Genomic DNA, 16,298 nt, shown 5'->3' with positions numbered 1-16,298 from the left:
AGCGAGCCTCGACAGCCGGTCCGGCCTGCGGCGGGGCAGACTGATCCCATGTCGTCACGCCGCAGAAGCTGCCCCGAGTGCCGTCGTGAAATCGCCGTCGTGGCCGGACGGTTCGCGCGCCACGACCCACCCGGCGCCCGGGAGACCGGCGACCTCGTGTCCTGCCCCGGGTCCCGCCGCCAGGCGGAACTCGGGGCGGCACAGCCCGCGTTGGACGGCTACGTGGTCCCGGAGTTCCCCGGCCAGATGCCGCTCTTCTAGACGCCGGAAAACCCCGGCTGGACGCCGGGAAACACCGGCGCCTCGCCTCTACGGCCCGTCAGTTCCCGGCCACCGACTTGACCGCCACCGATACCGGCGCGGACCCGCCGATCAGCTCCAGCGTCAGCCCGGCCGTGGCGGGCGTCTCCACCAACTCCGCGAGTACGGCGGCCACATCGTCCCGGGGGATCGAGCCGCGCCCGGTGCGGGCCTCCAGCCGGACCAGCCCGGTGCCGGCGTCGTTCGTGAGCGCACCGGGCCGCAGAATCGTCCAGTCCAGTGCGTCCAGGCCGCGCACATGGGCGTCGGCCTCGCCCTTGGCCCGCAGGTACACGTCGAAGACGTCGTCCCCGGAGTGCGCCGGATCCGCGCCCATCGAGGACACGACGACATGACGCCGTACGCCCGCCAGGACCGCCGCGTCGGCGAACAGCACCGCCGAACCCCGGTCCACCGTGTCCTTGCGGCCCGTGCCGCTGCCCGGGCCCGCGCCCGCCGCGAAGACCGCCGCGTCCGCGCCCCGCAGCCGCGCCGCGACCTCCTCGACCGGGGCCGACTCCAGGTCGAGCACGAGCGGTTCGGCGCCGGCCGCCCGCAGATCGTCGCCCTGTCCTGCGTTGCGGATGATGCCCGCGACCTCGTCACCGCGCGCGGCGAGCAGGCGCTCCAGCCGCAGCGCGATCTGACCATGACCTCCAGCGATGACAATGCGCATGCCTTCGACCGTACGCCCGGACGACCGCACGCGCCGCACGACTTCAGCCGCGCCCCAGCGGCGCACACCCGAGCCGGACGCGCCGGGCGCGCGGAGCAGGGTCCGGGCGCCTCAGGCGTACGCCCCGGCGCAGCGGCGGCGGCTCACGACAGCTCGCCCCGTCCCTGCCGGGGCAGCCCCAACTCCGAGCCCGCCGCCGTGTTGCAGTACTCCCGCACCGCACTCGTCCGTGCCACCACGCGCCCCCGGTGCACCACGATCCGGCTGTACGCCAGGGACAGCGCGCCCGCCAGCCGGTCGCCGCGCACCGCGAGCAGCTCGGCCGGAAACCCCGCCTCGACCCGCACCTCCGGGAGGCCGAGCGCCGCGCGTGCCGCCGAACTCACCGTGTCGTAGGCGTCCTCGGGCCGCATCCCGTGCCGCGAGGCCAGCAGGTAGGCGGCCTCCAACGGGTCGCCGCGGCCCACCGGGTTGGACACGTCACGCAGGGCGCCGCTGCCCGCCGCGACCTGGACGCCGGCCGTGCGCAGCAGCCGTACGGGAGCCGTGCCCCGGCGGTCGACGCCGCCGCAGCCGCCCTGCGGCAGGCACACCACCGTCACGTCGGCGGCGGCGAGTTGGTCCGCGATCCGGGTGACCGTGTCCGCGGGGAGGCGCCCCAGGCCGCCGCACGGGCCGAGTGTGACCCCGGGGCGCATTCCGCCCGCGACCGCCGCCAGCCGGGCCAGTCGGGTCGGGTCGGCCGCGTCCGTGTGCAGGTCGACCGGGCAGCCGTGCTCGGACGCGACCTCCAGGACCGCTTCCACGTACCCGGTCGGATCGGGGTCCAGATCTGGACAACCGCCCACTACGGAGGCACCCATTTTCAGCGCGTCCCGCAGCATCGCGAGCCCGTCCGCCCCCGCCACCCCGGTGAGCAGCCGGGGCATCGCCACCGTCGTCAGCTCCGCCAGCCCGCGCAGCGCCCGTCGCGCCTGGAGGACGGCGGCCAGCGCGCTCAGCCCCTGGACGTCCCCCACGCGCACGTGTGCCCGCTGCGCCGTGGCCCCGTGGCCGAGTTGCAGCAGCGCGGCCTCCGTGGCGCGGCGCTGGACGTCCTCGGGGTCGTAGGAGACCGGTCCGCCGTGCTCGGCCGACAGGGCGGTGTCACTGTGCGTGTGCGGTTCGGCGGGGGCCGGGAGGAGGAGATAGCCGCTGAGGTCGACGCGCGCGCCGCACGCGCGTGTGGCGTCCGTCGCCAGGCTGCCGGCCGTGCCGACCGCCTCGATGCGCCCGCCGCCCAGCCGTACGTCCACGGTCCTGCCGTCGGTCAGGCGGGCCCCGCAGAGCAGGAGCGCGGCCGGGTCGGCCGGTCCCGACGCACCTGAGGAACCCGACGACGAGTGGGGCGGCTGGGGCTGGCTGTCGGGCATCGCGCTCCAGGGGCTCGGGGCTGCGGGGCTCGGGGCTGCGCAAAGGGGCGCAAGATCACGCAGAGTGAGTCGAGCCTAGGGCGGTGATCCGCTCACGGCCGGGAGGAGCGCAATAGTCGTACCGGTGTGGTCCCCCGTACGGGAGGGGCTTCCGAGGCCGCTGGGAGGGCCGTGGAAGCGGCTGGAGCGGGGCCGCGAAACGGATTTGGGCGATCGGTCGCCGAGCGTGTAATGTCTTCATCGCTCGCCCCAATAGCTCAGTCGGTAGAGCGTCTCCATGGTAAGGAGAAGGTCTGCGGTTCGATTCCGCATTGGGGCTCTGGTGTGAAAGGTTCTCGTCGCAAGACGGGAGCTGATCGCATCACAGCGGTGTAGCTCAGTCGGTAGAGCAAGCGGCTCATAATCGCTGTGTCACCGGTTCAAGTCCGGTCACCGCTACTGACAGTAGCCGATTGCGGGGTCGGTCCTTCGATCGGCTACTCTGTTATGCGTTCATAGTCCCATCCGTTCGTCAAGGAGCACTCCTGTGGCTGCCACCGACGTCCGCCCGAAGATCACGCTGGCCTGCGTGGAGTGCAAGGAGCGGAACTACATCACCAAGAAGAACCGGCGTAACAACCCGGACCGACTGGAGATGAAGAAGCACTGCCCGCGTTGCAACGCGCACACCGCGCACCGCGAAACGCGTTAAGAATCAGGCTCGTACGCGAGGCCGTCCCCGAAGTCCGGGGGCGGCCTCGCGTCGTTCTCCACACAGCAGGCCGCGACAGCAGGCCACACGGCAGCAGGAACATCAGGAGGTACCGGGCCATGGCGCTCGACCAGTCCTTCGTGGGGCGAACCTACCCGCCCACCGACCCGTACGAGGTGGGCCGGGAGAAGATCCGTGAGTTCGCGGAGGCGGTGGGTGACACCAACCCCGCCTACACGGACCAGGAGGCCGCCAAGGCGCTCGGTCACCCCGATGTGATCGCGCCGCCGACCTTTGTCTTCTCCATCACGTTCAAGGCCGCCGGACAGGTCGTCCAGGACCCGCAGCTCGGCCTCGACTACAGCCGCGTCGTGCACGGCGACCAGAAGTTCGTCTACGTCCGCCCCGTGCGCGCCGGCGACCGGCTCACGGTCACCTCCACGATCGAGGCGATCAAGTCGATGGCGGGCAACGACATCCTGGACATCCGCGGCGAGGTCCACGACGAGGCGGGCGAGCACGTCGTGACCGCCTGGACCAAGCTCGTGGCCCGCGCGGCGGAGGAGAACTGACATGACGGCGAAGATCGCGTACGACGACGTCGAGGTCGGCACCGAACTGCCGGCCCAGGCCTTCCCCGTGACCCGCGCCGTCCTCGTCCAGTACGCGGGCGCGTCCGGGGACTTCAACCCGATCCACTGGAACGAGAAGTTCGCCAAGGAGGTCGGGCTCCCGGACGTCATCGCGCACGGCATGTTCACCATGGCCGAGGCGGTCCGCGTGGTCACCGACTGGACCGGCGACCCGGGCGCGGTCGTCGAGTACGGCGTCCGCTTCACCAAGCCCGTCGTCGTCCCGAACGACGACAAGGGGGCGACGGTCGAGGTCAGCGCCAAGGTCGCCGCCAAGCTCGACGACAACACGGTCCGCGTGGACCTGGTGGCGATGAGCGCCGGACAGAAGGTGCTGGGCATGTCACGGGCGGTCGTACGACTGGCGTGACCGGTCGACCGCCGGTCGATGTGCCGGGGTAAGGGGCGTCCGCAATGAAGGGCGCCCCTTACCCGTCCATCCGGACCCCCTCGGCTCGCGCGCCCGCCCACCCGTTCATCCCGGCCCACGCCCCCTCTTGACTTAGTTAGTGATTGAGTACTAACTTTCTCGCATGGTCAGGATGAGCGCAGAAGAGAGGCGCGAGAGCGTCATCCGCGCGGCGATCGCCGAGTTCGCGCAGCGGGGGTACTACGGCACCTCCACCGAGGCGATCGCCAAGCGGGTCGGGGTCTCGCAGCCCTATCTCTTCCGGCTCTTCCCGGGCAAGAAGGCGATCTTCGCGGCGGCCTCGATCAGGTGTGTCGAGGACGTGTGCGAGGTCGTCGAGAAGGCGGCCGACGGGCTGGAGGGCGACGAGGCCCTGCGTGCCATGGCCGACGGTTATGTGCGACTCATCACGGAGCACCCCGAGAAGCTCCAGATGCAGATGCAGACGTACATCACGGTGTCCGCCGCCGAGGCGGAGGGCGACCACGAGTTCGGCGAGGCCGTGCGGAAGGGCTGGATGCGGCTCTGGGACATCGTGCATGTGCCCCTGGGGGCGGATGTGGACCGGACCACGACCTTCCTGGCGTACGGAATGCTGATCAACACCCTTACGGCCATGGGGTTTCCGGCGAAGCACCGGGTCTGGGAGGGGCTGTACCCGGAGGCCCGTGTCACCGGTCGGCTGGAGAAGTCGTAGCGACGGGCAACAGGCGGATTCCGCGCTTTTTCATGAGCGCAAAAGTTAGTCATCAATAACTAATCACCAGTAGCGATCACCCACTGGGGGAGCGATGTCAGAACAGACCGCACCGCGCGGGGGCATGGTCTGGGCCCTCGTCATCACCAGCGTCGCCGGCTTCATGGCGGCCCTCGACAACCTCGTCGTCACCACCGCACTGCCGTCCATCCGCAAGGACCTCGGGGGCGCGCTCGGTGACCTGGAGTGGACCGTGAGCGCCTACACGCTCACCTTCGCCGTCCTGCTGATGTTCGGCGCGGCGCTCGGCGACCGGTTCGGCCGCCGCCGGCTCTTCCTCATCGGCATCACCGTCTTCACCGGCGCCTCCGCCGCCGCGGCCATGGCGCCCGGCATCGAGTCCCTCATCGCGGCCCGCGCGGTCCAGGGCGTCGGCGCGGCGATCATGATGCCGCTGACACTGACCCTGCTGACGGCGGCCGTGCCCGCCGCCAAGCGCGGTATGGCGTACGGCATATGGGGCGCGGTGAACGGACTCGCCGTCGCCTCGGGACCCCTCATCGGCGGCAGCCTCACCGAGCACATCTCCTGGCACTGGATCTTCTGGCTGAACGTCCCCCTCGGACTGGCCCTGCTCCCGCTCGCCCGCCTGCGTCTCTCCGAGTCCCACGGCACCGGCGCCCCGCTCGACCTCCCCGGCACCCTCCTCGCCAGCAGCGGCCTCTTCGGCATCGTCTACGGCCTGGTCCGCGGGCCGGCCGACGGCTGGACCAGCTCGCTCGTCCTCACCGGACTGTTCGCCGGGAGCGCGCTCTTCGCCGGGTTCGTCATCTACAGCGTCAACGCCAAGAACCCCATGCTCCCGATGCGGCTGTTCCGCTCCCGCGCCTTCTCCGGGATCAACGCGGCGAGCCTGCTGATGTTCCTCGGGATGTTCGGGTCGATCTTCCTGCTCAGCCAGTACATGCAGGGCGTCCTCGGCTACTCGCCCACCGAGGCGGGCCTGCGGATGCTCCCCTGGACCGGCATGCCCATGCTCGTCGCCCCCGTCGCCGGCATCCTCTCCGACCGCATCGGCGGCCGTCCGGTCGTCGCCGCGGGCCTCTTCCTCCAGGCGGCCGGCCTCGGCTACATGTCCTACGTGGTCACCACCGACGTCTCCTACGGCGCCCAGCTGCCCGGCCTGATCCTCAGCGGCATCGGCATGGCCCTGTTCTTCGCACCGGCCTCCAACCTGGTCATGTCCAGCGTCCGTCCCCAGGAGCAGGGCATCGCCTCCGGTGCCAACAACGCGCTCCGCGAGGTCGGCGGCGCGCTCGGCATCGCCGTCATGGCGTCGATCTTCTCCTCCCAGGGCGGCTACCAGACCGCACAGACCTTCGTCGACGGTCTGAAGCCCGCCCTGGTCACCGGCGCCGCGGTGGTCGCCCTCGCCGGAGTCGCGACCCTGTTCATCCCGACGCGACGCCGGTCGGCACAGCTCGCGGCGGTGGCGTCCTCGGAGTCCGACGCGGCGGCCGGGTCCGCGGACTCCGGCCCGGTGCTGGAGAACGCCGGTCGCTGAGCCGGACACCCCGGCACGCGCACGCGTGGGGCCCCGCCGACATCGGCGGGGCTTCTCGCGTGCGCGGCTTCGCCGGTGCGGCTCCACGCGTGCGCCCGCGCTGCGGAACGTCCGCCCTCCTCGGCACGCGTCGAGCCCGCCGCCCCGGAAGCGGAGCCCGCACCCCGCCATCCCGGTGTTGTCAGTGCCGTCTCGTAGTCTTGGGCGCGTGCAGGAACTCCACGATGCTCCCCTCGCCCCCCTGACCACCTTCCGGTTGGGCGGTCCCGCGACCCGGTTGATCACCGCGGCCACCGACGCCGAGGTGATCGACGTCGTGCGCGAGGCCGATGACTCCGGGACGCCGTTGCTGGTCATCGGAGGCGGGTCGAACCTGGTCATCGGGGACAAGGGCTTCGAGGGCATCGCCCTGCGGATCGCCACCCGCGGGTTCGTGCTCGACGGCACGCGGCTGGAGCTGGCGGCCGGCGAGGTGTGGACCGACGCCGTCGCGCGGACCGTCGAGGCCGGGCTCGCCGGGGTCGAGTGCCTCGCCGGTATCCCCGGGTCGGCGGGCGCCACCCCGATCCAGAACGTGGGGGCGTACGGCCAGGAGGTCTCCGCCACCATCACCGAGGTCGTCGCCTACGACCGCGTGGCCCGGGAGACGGTCACCCTCACGAACGAGGAGTGCGCCTTCTCGTACCGGCACAGCCGCTTCAAGGCCGACCCCGAGCGCTATGTCGTGCTGCGCGTCCGGTTCCGGCTGGAGGACGCGGACGGGCTGTCGGCGCCGGTCAAGTACGCCGAGACGGCCCGCGTCCTCGGCGTCGAGCCCGGCGACCGCGTGCCGCTCGCACGCGCGCGTGAGACCGTCCTCGCGCTGCGCGCGGGCAAGGGCATGGTCCTGGACCCCGAGGACCACGACACCTGGTCGGCGGGTTCCTTCTTCACCAACCCGATCCTCACGGACGAGCAGTTCACCGCGTTCCACGCGCGCGTGAAGGAGCGTCTCGGAGAGGGCGCGGAGCCGCCCGCGTACCCGTCGGGGGAGGGGCACACCAAGACCTCCGCCGCCTGGCTGATCGACAAGGCGGGCTTCACCAAGGGATACGGCAGCGGACCCGCCCGTATCTCCACCAAGCACACCCTCGCCCTCACCAACCGCGGCGAGGCGACCACCGAGGACCTGCTCGGCCTCGCGCGCGAGGTCGTCGCCGGTGTCCACGCCACCTTCGGGATCACGCTCGTCAACGAACCGGTGACGGTCGGCGTCAGCCTCGACGGCCGGTAGACCCCGCTCGGCCGGCCTCAGTAGGCCAGCCCCACGCCCTGCTTCACCGTCCCGGGATCGCCGGTCATCGTCAGCATCGCGTGGGCGACGTCGGCGCGGCCGATGAAGCGGCCCCTGGCCGGGAAACCGCCGACCACCGTGCGGTAGGTGCCGGTCAGCGGCTTGTTCTGCAGACGCGGCGGGCGGACGCTCGTCCAGTCCGTGGCACTGGCGGCGAGGGCCGCCTCCATGGCCCGCAGGTCGTCGTAGACGTCCTTCAGGAGGGCGGAGACCAGCCCGCGCGCGGTGCGGTCGAGGAGCCCGGCGTCCGCCGGGTCCGGGCCGACGGGACCGGCGCTCACCACCAGCACCCGGCGCACCCTCTCCGCCTCCATGGCCGTCAGCACCGTCCGCGTGAGCCGGCTCGCGATGCCCGCCTCCTTGCGGCTGCGCGCACCCAGCCCGGACAGGACCGCGTCCCGGCCCGCGACCGCCGGGCGTACCGCCTCCGGGTCGGTGAGATCCGCGCGGACCACCTCCAGGCCCGCGCCGCGCACGGTCAGCCGCGCCGGATCCCGTACGACCGCGGTGACTTCGTGGCCCGCGGCCAGCGCCTGGCGGACGATCTCCTGGCCGATGCCCCCGGTGGCACCGAAAACGGTGAGCTTCATGGCACTCTCCTGCTCCTCGGCAAGGTGGGTGAGTATTCACTCACCCTCGTCTGCCTCTAGGGTGGGTAAGCACTCACTCATTCGTCAAGCCCGAACGGACCGGTCATGGAAACCCTGAAGCCCGCCCGGGTCCGCATCCTCGACGCCGCCCACGCGTTGATGCTCACCGTCGGCCTGGCCAAGGCGACCACCAAGGAGATCGCCAAGGCCGCGGGCTGCTCCGAAGCCGCGCTCTACAAGTACTTCGCGAGCAAGGAGGAGCTGTTCATCCGCGTCCTCGCGGAACGGCTGCCCCAGCTGACCCCACTCCTGCGCGGCCTCGCCGACGAACCCGGACGGCACTCCCTGGAGGACAACCTCACCGAGATCGCCCGCCGGGCGGCCCTCTTCTACGAGCAGAGCTTCCCGATCGCGGCCTCCCTGTACGCCGAGACCCAGCTCAAGCGGCGCCACGACGAGACCCTCCGGCAGCTCGGTTCCGGCCCGCACAAGCCGATCGAGGCCCTGGACGCCTACCTGCGCGCCGAACAGGCCGCCGGCCGGGTCCGTCCCGACGCGGACACGTTCGCGGCCGCGTCCCTCCTCCTGGGCGCCTGCGCGCAGCGCGCGTTCGCCTACGAGGCCGCGGAGACCGGCGCCCGTCCGCCCGTGGACGAGTTCGCGCCCCGCCTGGCCCGGACCCTGCTGGGCGGAATCTCCGTTGCCGGGGACCCCGCCTGACCGCGAGCCTTGCCCCATGAGGCATCCCGAATGAAGCTGAGACTCCGCGAGTTCAGACCCCGGACCGGCCCGCACGAACACCGGGTCGTCCAGCCCGGCCGGCCCCTGCGCCACACGTCACTGCGCGACCCGGCGCCGTTCGGGACGCTCATGGGGGATCACGACGGGCTGAGCCGGCTGGCCGGGCTGTTCTCGTTCGCCGCGCACTCCCGGCACACCATCGTCCACATCCCGCTGCGGGACGGCGTCCCGCCCGACGAGGGCTGCGGGGACCTGGTCGACCTGGTGGTGGCCCACCAGGAGGCGGGGCTGCGGCCCTCCAAGTGGCCCGGACTGCGGCGCTCGCTGGGACGCGGCACCCCGCTCACCGTGCGCACGGACGAGGCCCGTACCGAGCGGCACGCGCGCGCGTGGGAGGAACGGCCGTACGCCCGCGGCCGGTTGCGGCACAGCACGCACGCGCGTACGTACTTCCTCATCGGCGACCGTGACGTCCTCGCCACCGCCGCCGCCCACTTCGCCCACGCGGCCGGCTGGGGGCCGCGGGAGAAGCGGGTCGTCAAGGGGCACTCGGCGTACGTGACCTCCTTGAGCAGCGAACTGCTTCCCTACCCGCACGGCTCGCGCTGCCCCGAGGTAGCGATCTGCTTCAAGCCGTATCCGCCCTACGCGCACTTCAGTCGACCGGGGCGCTGAGCCAGTCGTCGACGCCCGAGAGCAGCTTGGACTTCATGTCCTCCGGGGCGGCCGAGCCGCGCACCGACTGCCGGGCCAGTTCGGCGAGTTCGCGGTCCGAGAAGCCGTGGTACTGGCGGGCGATCTCGTACTGGGCGGCCAGCCGGGAGCCGAACAGGAGCGGGTCGTCGGCGCCGAGCGCGAGGGGGACACCCGCCTCGAAGAGGGTCCTCAGGGGTACGTCCTCGGGCTTCTCGTAGACCCCCAGGGCCACGTTCGACGCCGGGCAGACCTCGCAGGTGATGCCCCGGTCGGCAAGCCGCTTCAGCAGGCGCGGGTCCTCCGCCGCGCGGACGCCGTGACCGATACGGGTCGCGTGCAGGTCGTCCAGGCAGTCCCGCACCGAGGCCGGGCCCGCCAGCTCACCGCCGTGCGGCGCCGACAGCAGACCGCCCTCCTGGGCGATGGCGAAGGCCCGGTCGAAGTCCCGTGCCATACCCCGGCGTTCGTCGTTCGAGAGCCCGAAACCGACCACACCCTGGTCCGCGTACCGCACGGCGAGGCGGGCCAGTGTCCGCGCGTCCAGGGGGTGCTTCATCCGGTTCGCGGCCACCAGGACCCGCATCCCGAGCCCGGTCTCCCGGGAGGTCGTCTCCACCGCGTCCAGAATGACCTCAAGGGCCGGGATCAGCCCGCCCAGGCGCGGCGCGTACGAAGTCGGGTCCACCTGGATCTCCAGCCAGCCCGAGCCGTCCCTGACGTCCTCCTCGGCGGCTTCGCGGACCAGCCGCTGGATGTCCTCGGGCTCCCGCAGACACGACCGCGCCGCGTCGTACAGCCGCTGGAAACGGAACCAGCCCCGCTCGTCCGTCGCGCGCAGCTTGGGCGGCTCCCCGCTGGTCAGCGCCTCGGTGAGGGCGTCGGGCAACCGCACGCCGTACTTGTCGGCCAGCTCCAGGACGGTGGTCGGCCGCATCGACCCGGTGAAGTGCAGGTGCAGATGGGCTTTCGGCAGTTCAGAGACATCACGTACACGCTCCATCTGGGAATCCTGCCGTACGTTTCCGCCGTCCCGGTACCACTTTCCCCGATAGTGGTCTTGCTCGCACACAGCAGCGGGCCGCCTCCCCGGAGGGGAAACGGCCCGCACGCACGCGTGGAGACACGGAAACTCAGTCCGTGGCCTCCGCCAGCAGCTTCTGGATCCGGCTGACGCCCTCGACGAGGTCCTCGTCACCCAGGGCGTACGACAGCCGCAGGTAACCGGGGGTCCCGAAGGCCTCGCCCGGGACGACCGCGACCTCGGCCTCCTCCAGGATCAGCGCGGCCAGCTCGACCGAGTCCTGCGGGCGCCTGCCGCGGATCTCCTTGCCGAGCAGCGCCTTGACCGACGGGTAGGCGTAGAACGCGCCCTCGGGCTCCGGGCAGAGCACGCCGTCGATCTCGTTCAGCATGCGCACGATCGTCTTCCGGCGGCGGTCGAACGCCTCGCGCATCTCCGCGACGGCCTTCAGGTCACCGGAGACGGCGGCCAGCGCGGCCACCTGGGCCACGTTCGAGACGTTCGAGGTGGCGTGCGACTGGAGGTTCGTCGCGGCCTTGACGACGTCCTTCGGGCCGATGATCCACCCCACCCGCCAGCCGGTCATGGCGTACGTCTTGGCGACGCCGTTGACCACGATGCACTTGTCGCGCAGCTCCGGGAGGATCGCGGGCAGCGAGGTGAACTTGGCGTCGCCGTAGACGAGGTGCTCGTAGATCTCGTCCGTCATGACCCACAGGCCGTGCTCGACGGCCCAGCGGCCGATCGCCTCGGCCTCGGCCTCGCTGTAGACGGCGCCGGTCGGGTTCGACGGCGAGACGAAGAGGACGACCTTCGTGTTCTCCGTGCGGGCCGCCTCCAGCTGCTCGACGGTGACCCGGTAGCCGGTCGTCTCGTCGGCGACGACGTCCACGGGGACACCGCCCGCGAGACGGATCGACTCCGGGTACGTCGTCCAGTACGGCGCCGGGACGATGACCTCGTCGCCCGGGTCGAGGATCGCGGCGAAGGCCTCGTAGATCGCCTGCTTGCCGCCGTTGGTGACGAGGATCTGCGAGGCGTCCACCTCGTAGCCCGAGTCGCGCAGCGTCTTCGCGGCGATCGCGGACTTCAGCTCCGGGAGACCGCCGGCCGGGGTGTAGCGGTGGTACTTGGGGTTCGAGCAGGCCTCGATGGCGGCCTGGACGACGTAGTCCGGGGTCGGGAAGTCCGGTTCACCCGCGCCGAAGCCGATCACCGGACGTCCGGCGGCCTTGAGGGCCTTGGCCTTGGCGTCCACGGCGAGGGTGGCGGACTCGGAGATCGCGCCGACTCGGGCGGAGACCCGGCGCTCGGTGGGAGGGGTTGAGGCGCTCATGGGGGCCATCGTTTCAGACCGGAAACCCGCCCGGCACACCGGTTTCACAGACTGAACAGGATGGGGCAGGCACTGAACAACCGTCCGGATTCCCGCCCCGGCCTGGGTGATCTTCCTCCGGCAATCCCCGTACAGGCACTTTCTGTTCGACGACCGGCGCCGGAGCACGTACACTCCTAGCTCGTTGGCCTTCAACAGCCGCGCCCTACTGGGTGCACACCGAGCACCCGGGCGGATGCGGTACGTTGGGGACGTCACAAAGGGTCGTAGCTCAATTGGTAGAGCACCGGTCTCCAAAACCGGCGGTTGGGGGTTCAAGTCCCTCCGGCCCTGCTACACACACCTTCACCAGGATGTGTGCGCAGCGCATGTACGTACAGCAATGCACCGCCGTGCGGCTCAGACCGGGCGCGGCACGGCCACGACCCGGGAACAGGTGAGGATGAATGGCGGACGCCGTGGGCTCCATCGACACTCCTGATGCCCAGGACGAGGTGTCGGAGTCCAAGAAGAAGCCCCGCAAAGGTGGCAAGCGCGCCAAGAAGGGCCCGCTGAAGCGCCTCGGCATCTTCTACCGCCAGATCGTCGCGGAGCTCCGCAAGGTCGTCTGGCCGACGCGCAACCAGCTGACGACGTACACGACCGTCGTGATCGTCTTCGTCGTCATCATGATCGGTCTGGTGACCGTGATTGACTATGGACTCAATCACGCCGCGAAGTACGTCTTCGGCTGAGGCCGGAAGCGAAGGGCGCCCTGACCGGCGCCCCTTTCGCGTGTTCCACCCCCATGTATCCAGGAAGAAGCAGCCACGTGTCTGACCCGAACCTGAACGAGGCCGTCGAGCCGGACGAGTCCGTGGAAGACGAACTCGACATCGTCGAGGGCGCGGACGAGGAGCTGGACGAGGTCGAGGCTGCAGACGCCGACGCGGGCGAGCCCGCCGAGGAAGCCGCCGTGCACGTCGAGGACGAGGACGAGGAAGCGGCCGAGGACCTCGACGACGAGGCCGTGGCCGAGGACGACGAGGAAGAGACCGAGCCGGCCGAGCCCGTGGACCCCGTCGTCGCCCTGCGCGAGGAACTGCGTCTCCTTCCCGGCGAGTGGTACGTCATCCACACGTACGCCGGTTACGAGAACCGCGTGAAGACCAACCTGGAGCAGCGCGCCGTCTCGCTGAACGTCGAGGACTACATCTTCGCGGCCGAGGTGCCGCAGGAAGAAGTCGTCCAGATCAAGAACGGCGACCGCAAGACCATCAAGCAGAACAAGCTCCCGGGCTACGTCCTGGTCCGCATGGACCTGACGAACGAGTCCTGGGGCGTCGTCCGCAACACCCCCGGCGTCACCGGCTTCGTGGGCAACGCCTACGACCCGTACCCGCTGACCCTGGACGAGATCGTCAAGATGCTCGCCCCGGAGGCCGAGGAGAAGGCCGCGCGCGAGGCCGCCGAGGCCGAGGGCAAGCCCGCTCCGCAGCGCAAGGTCGAGGTCCAGGTGCTGGACTTCGAGGTCGGCGACTCGGTCACCGTCACCGACGGCCCGTTCGCGACGCTGCAGGCGACGATCAACGAGATCAACGCCGACTCGAAGAAGGTCAAGGGCCTCGTCGAGATCTTCGGCCGCGAGACGCCGGTGGAGCTCTCCTTCGACCAGATCCAGAAGAACTAGTCCTCCCTGGACATACGGCTTCCGAGCAGGTCAGACGGGCTGTCAAAAGCCTCTCTGACCTGCTCGGTTTTTAGTCGCACATGGATACCCGTTATCGTTGTGCGGTATGCCTCCATCCGGATTAACCGGACGGCGGCCGAAAACTCTCACTAGGACCCGGAGAGAGCAATGCCTCCCAAGAAGAAGAAGGTCACGGGGCTCATCAAGCTCCAGATCCAGGCCGGCGCGGCCAACCCGGCTCCGCCGGTCGGCCCCGCGCTGGGTCAGCACGGCGTCAACATCATGGAGTTCTGCAAGGCCTACAACGCGGCCACCGAGTCGCAGCGTGGCTGGGTGATCCCGGTGGAGATCACGGTCTACGAGGACCGCTCCTTCACCTTCATCACCAAGACTCCGCCGGCCGCGAAGATGATCCTCAAGGCCGCGGGTGTCGAGAAGGGCTCCGGCGAGCCGCACAAGACCAAGGTCGCCAAGATCACCCAGGCGCAGGTCCGTGAGATCGCCACGACCAAGATGCCCGACCTGAACGCCAACGACCTGGACGCCGCGTCGAAGATCATCGCCGGCACCGCCCGTTCCATGGGCATCACGGTCGAGGGCTGACCTTCACCTCGCAGGAAAGACCGTGGCAGGGCCTGCTCGGCCCACACCACGACTCCTCAGAACACACACAGGAGCAGTAGTGAGCAAGCGCAGCAAGTCTCTCCGCGCTGCGGACGCCAAGATCGACCGGGAGAAGCTGTACGCCCCGCTCGAGGCCGTGCGTCTCGCCAAGGAGACCTCCACCTCCAAGTTCGACGGCACCGTCGAGGTCGCCTTCCGCCTGGGTGTCGACCCGCGCAAGGCCGACCAGATGGTCCGCGGCACCGTGAACCTCCCGCACGGCACCGGCAAGACCGCCCGGGTCCTGGTCTTCGCGACCGGTGACCGTGCCGAGGCCGCGACCGCCGCCGGCGCCGACATCGTCGGCTCCGACGAACTCATCGACGAGGTGGCGAAGGGCCGGCTGGACTTCGACGCCGTCGTCGCCACCCCGGACCTCATGGGCAAGGTCGGCCGCCTCGGCCGCGTGCTCGGCCCCCGTGGTCTGATGCCGAACCCCAAGACCGGCACCGTGACGCCGGACGTGGCGAAGGCCGTCAACGACATCAAGGGCGGCAAGATCGAGTTCCGCGTCGACAAGCACTCGAACCTGCACTTCATCATCGGCAAGTCGTCCTTCGACGACACCAAGCTGGTGGAGAACTACGGCGCGGCCCTGGACGAGATCCTCCGTCTGAAGCCGTCCGCCGCCAAGGGTCGCTACATCAAGAAGGCCGCGATCAGCACCACGATCGGCCCCGGCATCCCGGTCGACCCGAACCGCACCCGCAACCTCCTCGTCGAGGAGGACCCGGCCGCCGTCTGAGCCCCGCGCTCACCCCGGCAGCCGCGTCCAGCGCGCGTCAGCATCGGACGAGCCCCGCAACCTTTCCGGTTGCGGGGCTCGTCCTCTTTTCGGACGGGGTGTCAGTGCCCTGCGCTAGCGTTCTTGGCAGGCACAGCAATCGCATAGGGGTGGGGACGAATGAAGAGCACGACCGTGCGCCGGGTGGGACTCTCGATCGCGGTGGCGACCGCGCTGGCCTCCGTGGCCGCCTGCGGTTCCTCGGGTTCCTCGGGTTCCTCGGATTCCTCCGGGGGCTCCGGCAAGGACGACAAGGCCGTCGGCAAGGGCGCGACCCGGGTGAGCCCCATCGCGGCCCTGCGCAGCGCCGAGCAGTCCACCGACAAGGCGGACTCCGCGAAGGTCGAGTCGTCCACCGTGATGGGTTCCCTGATGTCCATGGACGCCAAGGGGAACCTCGGCTGGGGCGACGGCCTCACCGGCACCCTCACGATGACGTACACCGGCGGCACCCTGGCCGACACGATGCGCGCGGCGGGCAGCACCTCGATGGAGGCCCGCTATCTGCCGGACGCGTACTACGCCAGGATGGGCGAGAAGTTCGCCGAGCAGGCCGACGGCAAGCACTGGATCAAGTACGACTACGACGACCTGGCCAAGCTCGGCGGCAGCTCCGGCGCGTACCTCAAGGACCAGATCCAGAACTCGACGCCGAACCAGTCGGTGAAGCTCCTCCTCGCCTCCGGTGACGTCACGAAGGTCGGCACGGAACCGGTCCGCGGCCAGCAGACCACGCACTACGCGGGCACGGTCGACGTCGCCGACCTCGCCGCCAAGAACTCGAACCTCACCGCGAGCCAGCTCGCCGCCATGAAGAAGCAGCTCACCGCGGCCGGCGTCACCACCGAGCACGTCGACATCTGGATCAACACCCAGGACCTCCTGGTCAAGAAGATCGAGAAGGGCCAGATGTCGTCCGGCCAGTACACCCAGACCGCGTTCTACAGCGACTACGGCGTGAAGGCCGACGCGACGGTGCCCCCGGCGAGCGACACCGAGGACTTCACGGCCCTGCTGAAGAAGCAGGGCCTGACCCCGGGCAGCGGCGACACGGCGACGGGGTCCGGCACGAGCTCCTGAACAG

Annotated in this window: 19 protein-coding genes and 3 tRNA genes; 17 read left to right on the top strand and 5 right to left on the bottom strand. The window is 70.3% G+C overall.

Going from position 1 to position 16,298, the window contains the following annotated elements:
- Window positions 1–48 precede the first annotated feature (48 nt).
- A complete protein-coding gene (locus ACIPTO_RS39145) occupies window positions 49–261 on the top strand; it encodes a hypothetical protein (protein ID WP_033282563.1) in 213 nt (70 codons plus the stop codon).
- 58 nt (window positions 262–319) lie between these two features.
- Here ACIPTO_RS39145 and ACIPTO_RS39140 read toward each other — a convergent pair whose 3' ends face one another.
- Together ACIPTO_RS39140 and ACIPTO_RS39135 are read right to left on the bottom strand one after the other, a co-directional pair.
- Window positions 320–976 (bottom strand): NAD(P)H-binding protein, encoded by a 657-nt coding sequence (locus tag ACIPTO_RS39140; RefSeq protein ID WP_401199938.1) that lies wholly within the window; start codon window positions 974–976, stop codon window positions 320–322.
- A 143-nt stretch (window positions 977–1,119) separates the two neighbouring features.
- Window positions 1,120–2,388: an amidohydrolase family protein gene (locus ACIPTO_RS39135; RefSeq protein ID WP_366324797.1), complete on the bottom strand. Its 1,269-nt coding sequence runs from the start codon at window positions 2,386–2,388 to the stop codon at window positions 1,120–1,122.
- Window positions 2,389–2,634: 246 nt separating this feature from the next.
- Between ACIPTO_RS39135 and ACIPTO_RS39130 the strand changes: the two genes are divergently transcribed.
- The 8 genes from ACIPTO_RS39130 (at window position 2,635) to ACIPTO_RS39095 (ending at window position 7,654) form a co-directional block, all read left to right on the top strand.
- Window positions 2,635–2,707 (top strand) — tRNA-Thr (locus ACIPTO_RS39130).
- A 46-nt stretch (window positions 2,708–2,753) separates the two neighbouring features.
- Window positions 2,754–2,826 (top strand) — tRNA-Met (locus ACIPTO_RS39125).
- 88 nt (window positions 2,827–2,914) lie between these two features.
- Window positions 2,915–3,079: a 50S ribosomal protein L33 gene (gene rpmG, locus ACIPTO_RS39120; protein WP_003948671.1), complete on the top strand. Its 165-nt coding sequence runs from the start codon at window positions 2,915–2,917 to the stop codon at window positions 3,077–3,079.
- 119 nt (window positions 3,080–3,198) lie between these two features.
- Entirely contained in the window at window positions 3,199–3,651 is a 453-nt protein-coding gene (locus ACIPTO_RS39115; RefSeq protein WP_366324799.1) for a MaoC family dehydratase N-terminal domain-containing protein, read from the top strand.
- A gap of 1 nt (window position 3,652) precedes the next feature.
- Window positions 3,653–4,081 carry a MaoC family dehydratase gene (locus ACIPTO_RS39110; protein WP_401199934.1) on the top strand — a complete coding sequence of 143 codons (429 nt, stop codon included), beginning with the start codon at window positions 3,653–3,655 and terminating at the stop codon, window positions 4,079–4,081.
- A 163-nt stretch (window positions 4,082–4,244) separates the two neighbouring features.
- Window positions 4,245–4,817: a helix-turn-helix domain-containing protein gene (locus tag ACIPTO_RS39105; protein ID WP_366324801.1), complete on the top strand. Its 573-nt coding sequence runs from the start codon at window positions 4,245–4,247 to the stop codon at window positions 4,815–4,817.
- A gap of 94 nt (window positions 4,818–4,911) precedes the next feature.
- Window positions 4,912–6,381 carry a DHA2 family efflux MFS transporter permease subunit gene (locus tag ACIPTO_RS39100; protein ID WP_366324803.1) on the top strand — a complete coding sequence of 490 codons (1,470 nt, stop codon included), beginning with the start codon at window positions 4,912–4,914 and terminating at the stop codon, window positions 6,379–6,381.
- A 208-nt stretch (window positions 6,382–6,589) separates the two neighbouring features.
- Entirely contained in the window at window positions 6,590–7,654 is a 1,065-nt protein-coding gene (locus ACIPTO_RS39095; protein WP_401199930.1) for a UDP-N-acetylmuramate dehydrogenase, read from the top strand.
- 17 nt (window positions 7,655–7,671) lie between these two features.
- Here ACIPTO_RS39095 and ACIPTO_RS39090 read toward each other — a convergent pair whose 3' ends face one another.
- Complete coding sequence (locus ACIPTO_RS39090) at window positions 7,672–8,304, bottom strand: NAD(P)-dependent oxidoreductase (protein WP_401199927.1); 633 nt, start codon at window positions 8,302–8,304, stop codon at window positions 7,672–7,674.
- 105 nt (window positions 8,305–8,409) lie between these two features.
- Between ACIPTO_RS39090 and ACIPTO_RS39085 the strand changes: the two genes are divergently transcribed.
- Both ACIPTO_RS39085 and ACIPTO_RS39080 read left to right on the top strand, forming a co-directional pair.
- Window positions 8,410–9,024, top strand: coding sequence for a TetR/AcrR family transcriptional regulator (locus ACIPTO_RS39085; protein ID WP_401199924.1), 615 nt, complete (start codon window positions 8,410–8,412; stop codon window positions 9,022–9,024).
- Window positions 9,025–9,054: 30 nt separating this feature from the next.
- A complete protein-coding gene (locus ACIPTO_RS39080; RefSeq protein WP_401199921.1) occupies window positions 9,055–9,720 on the top strand; it encodes a hypothetical protein in 666 nt (221 codons plus the stop codon).
- Here ACIPTO_RS39080 and ACIPTO_RS39075 read toward each other — a convergent pair.
- Window positions 9,701–10,741: an adenosine deaminase gene (locus ACIPTO_RS39075; RefSeq protein ID WP_401199918.1), complete on the bottom strand. Its 1,041-nt coding sequence runs from the start codon at window positions 10,739–10,741 to the stop codon at window positions 9,701–9,703. The genes ACIPTO_RS39080 and ACIPTO_RS39075 overlap by 20 nt on opposite strands.
- A gap of 130 nt (window positions 10,742–10,871) precedes the next feature.
- Window positions 10,872–12,098 carry a pyridoxal phosphate-dependent aminotransferase gene (locus ACIPTO_RS39070; protein WP_366324815.1) on the bottom strand — a complete coding sequence of 409 codons (1,227 nt, stop codon included), beginning with the start codon at window positions 12,096–12,098 and terminating at the stop codon, window positions 10,872–10,874.
- Window positions 12,099–12,358: 260 nt separating this feature from the next.
- On the opposite strand from ACIPTO_RS39070, the gene ACIPTO_RS39065 reads away from it, so the two are divergent.
- From ACIPTO_RS39065 to ACIPTO_RS39040, 6 genes are all read left to right on the top strand, one after another.
- A tRNA-Trp gene (locus tag ACIPTO_RS39065) sits at window positions 12,359–12,431 on the top strand.
- A gap of 113 nt (window positions 12,432–12,544) precedes the next feature.
- Window positions 12,545–12,832 (top strand): preprotein translocase subunit SecE, encoded by a 288-nt coding sequence (gene secE / locus ACIPTO_RS39060; RefSeq protein WP_366324817.1) that lies wholly within the window; start codon window positions 12,545–12,547, stop codon window positions 12,830–12,832.
- Window positions 12,833–12,909: 77 nt separating this feature from the next.
- Complete coding sequence (gene nusG, locus ACIPTO_RS39055) at window positions 12,910–13,767, top strand: transcription termination/antitermination protein NusG (RefSeq protein WP_401199913.1); 858 nt, start codon at window positions 12,910–12,912, stop codon at window positions 13,765–13,767.
- 168 nt (window positions 13,768–13,935) lie between these two features.
- A complete protein-coding gene (rplK, locus tag ACIPTO_RS39050; protein ID WP_030359033.1) occupies window positions 13,936–14,370 on the top strand; it encodes a 50S ribosomal protein L11 in 435 nt (144 codons plus the stop codon).
- A gap of 79 nt (window positions 14,371–14,449) precedes the next feature.
- Window positions 14,450–15,175 (top strand): 50S ribosomal protein L1, encoded by a 726-nt coding sequence (gene rplA / locus ACIPTO_RS39045; RefSeq protein ID WP_366324821.1) that lies wholly within the window; start codon window positions 14,450–14,452, stop codon window positions 15,173–15,175.
- Window positions 15,176–15,334: 159 nt separating this feature from the next.
- The gene (locus tag ACIPTO_RS39040; RefSeq protein ID WP_401199910.1) at window positions 15,335–16,294 is read left to right on the top strand and encodes a hypothetical protein; all 960 of its coding nucleotides are present in this window, start codon (window positions 15,335–15,337) and stop codon (window positions 16,292–16,294) included.
- Window positions 16,295–16,298 lie beyond the last annotated feature (4 nt).

This window comes from Streptomyces sp. NPDC090083 (genome assembly GCF_044747445.1).
Lineage (GTDB): Bacteria > Actinomycetota > Actinomycetes > Streptomycetales > Streptomycetaceae > Streptomyces.
The sequence above is the reverse complement of the archived record's forward strand: the minus strand, read 5'-3'. Positions and strand labels throughout refer to the sequence as shown.

Coding starts and splice junctions, on each gene's coding strand:
- ACIPTO_RS39135 (WP_366324797.1), bottom strand. CDS start 2,388: ATGCCCGACAGCCAGCCCCAGCCGCCCCACTCGTCGTCGGGTTCCTCA.
- ACIPTO_RS39090 (WP_401199927.1), bottom strand. CDS start 8,304: ATGAAGCTCACCGTTTTCGGTGCCACCGGGGGCATCGGCCAGGAGATC.
- ACIPTO_RS39115 (WP_366324799.1), top strand. CDS start 3,199: ATGGCGCTCGACCAGTCCTTCGTGGGGCGAACCTACCCGCCCACCGAC.
- ACIPTO_RS39110 (WP_401199934.1), top strand. CDS start 3,653: ATGACGGCGAAGATCGCGTACGACGACGTCGAGGTCGGCACCGAACTG.
- ACIPTO_RS39085 (WP_401199924.1), top strand. CDS start 8,410: ATGGAAACCCTGAAGCCCGCCCGGGTCCGCATCCTCGACGCCGCCCAC.
- ACIPTO_RS39100 (WP_366324803.1), top strand. CDS start 4,912: ATGTCAGAACAGACCGCACCGCGCGGGGGCATGGTCTGGGCCCTCGTC.
- ACIPTO_RS39075 (WP_401199918.1), bottom strand. CDS start 10,741: ATGGAGCGTGTACGTGATGTCTCTGAACTGCCGAAAGCCCATCTGCAC.
- ACIPTO_RS39145 (WP_033282563.1), top strand. CDS start 49: ATGTCGTCACGCCGCAGAAGCTGCCCCGAGTGCCGTCGTGAAATCGCC.
- rplK (WP_030359033.1), top strand. CDS start 13,936: ATGCCTCCCAAGAAGAAGAAGGTCACGGGGCTCATCAAGCTCCAGATC.
- ACIPTO_RS39040 (WP_401199910.1), top strand. CDS start 15,335: ATGAAGAGCACGACCGTGCGCCGGGTGGGACTCTCGATCGCGGTGGCG.
- ACIPTO_RS39080 (WP_401199921.1), top strand. CDS start 9,055: ATGAAGCTGAGACTCCGCGAGTTCAGACCCCGGACCGGCCCGCACGAA.
- ACIPTO_RS39140 (WP_401199938.1), bottom strand. CDS start 976: ATGCGCATTGTCATCGCTGGAGGTCATGGTCAGATCGCGCTGCGGCTG.
- secE (WP_366324817.1), top strand. CDS start 12,545: ATGGCGGACGCCGTGGGCTCCATCGACACTCCTGATGCCCAGGACGAG.
- ACIPTO_RS39105 (WP_366324801.1), top strand. CDS start 4,245: ATGGTCAGGATGAGCGCAGAAGAGAGGCGCGAGAGCGTCATCCGCGCG.
- ACIPTO_RS39070 (WP_366324815.1), bottom strand. CDS start 12,098: ATGAGCGCCTCAACCCCTCCCACCGAGCGCCGGGTCTCCGCCCGAGTC.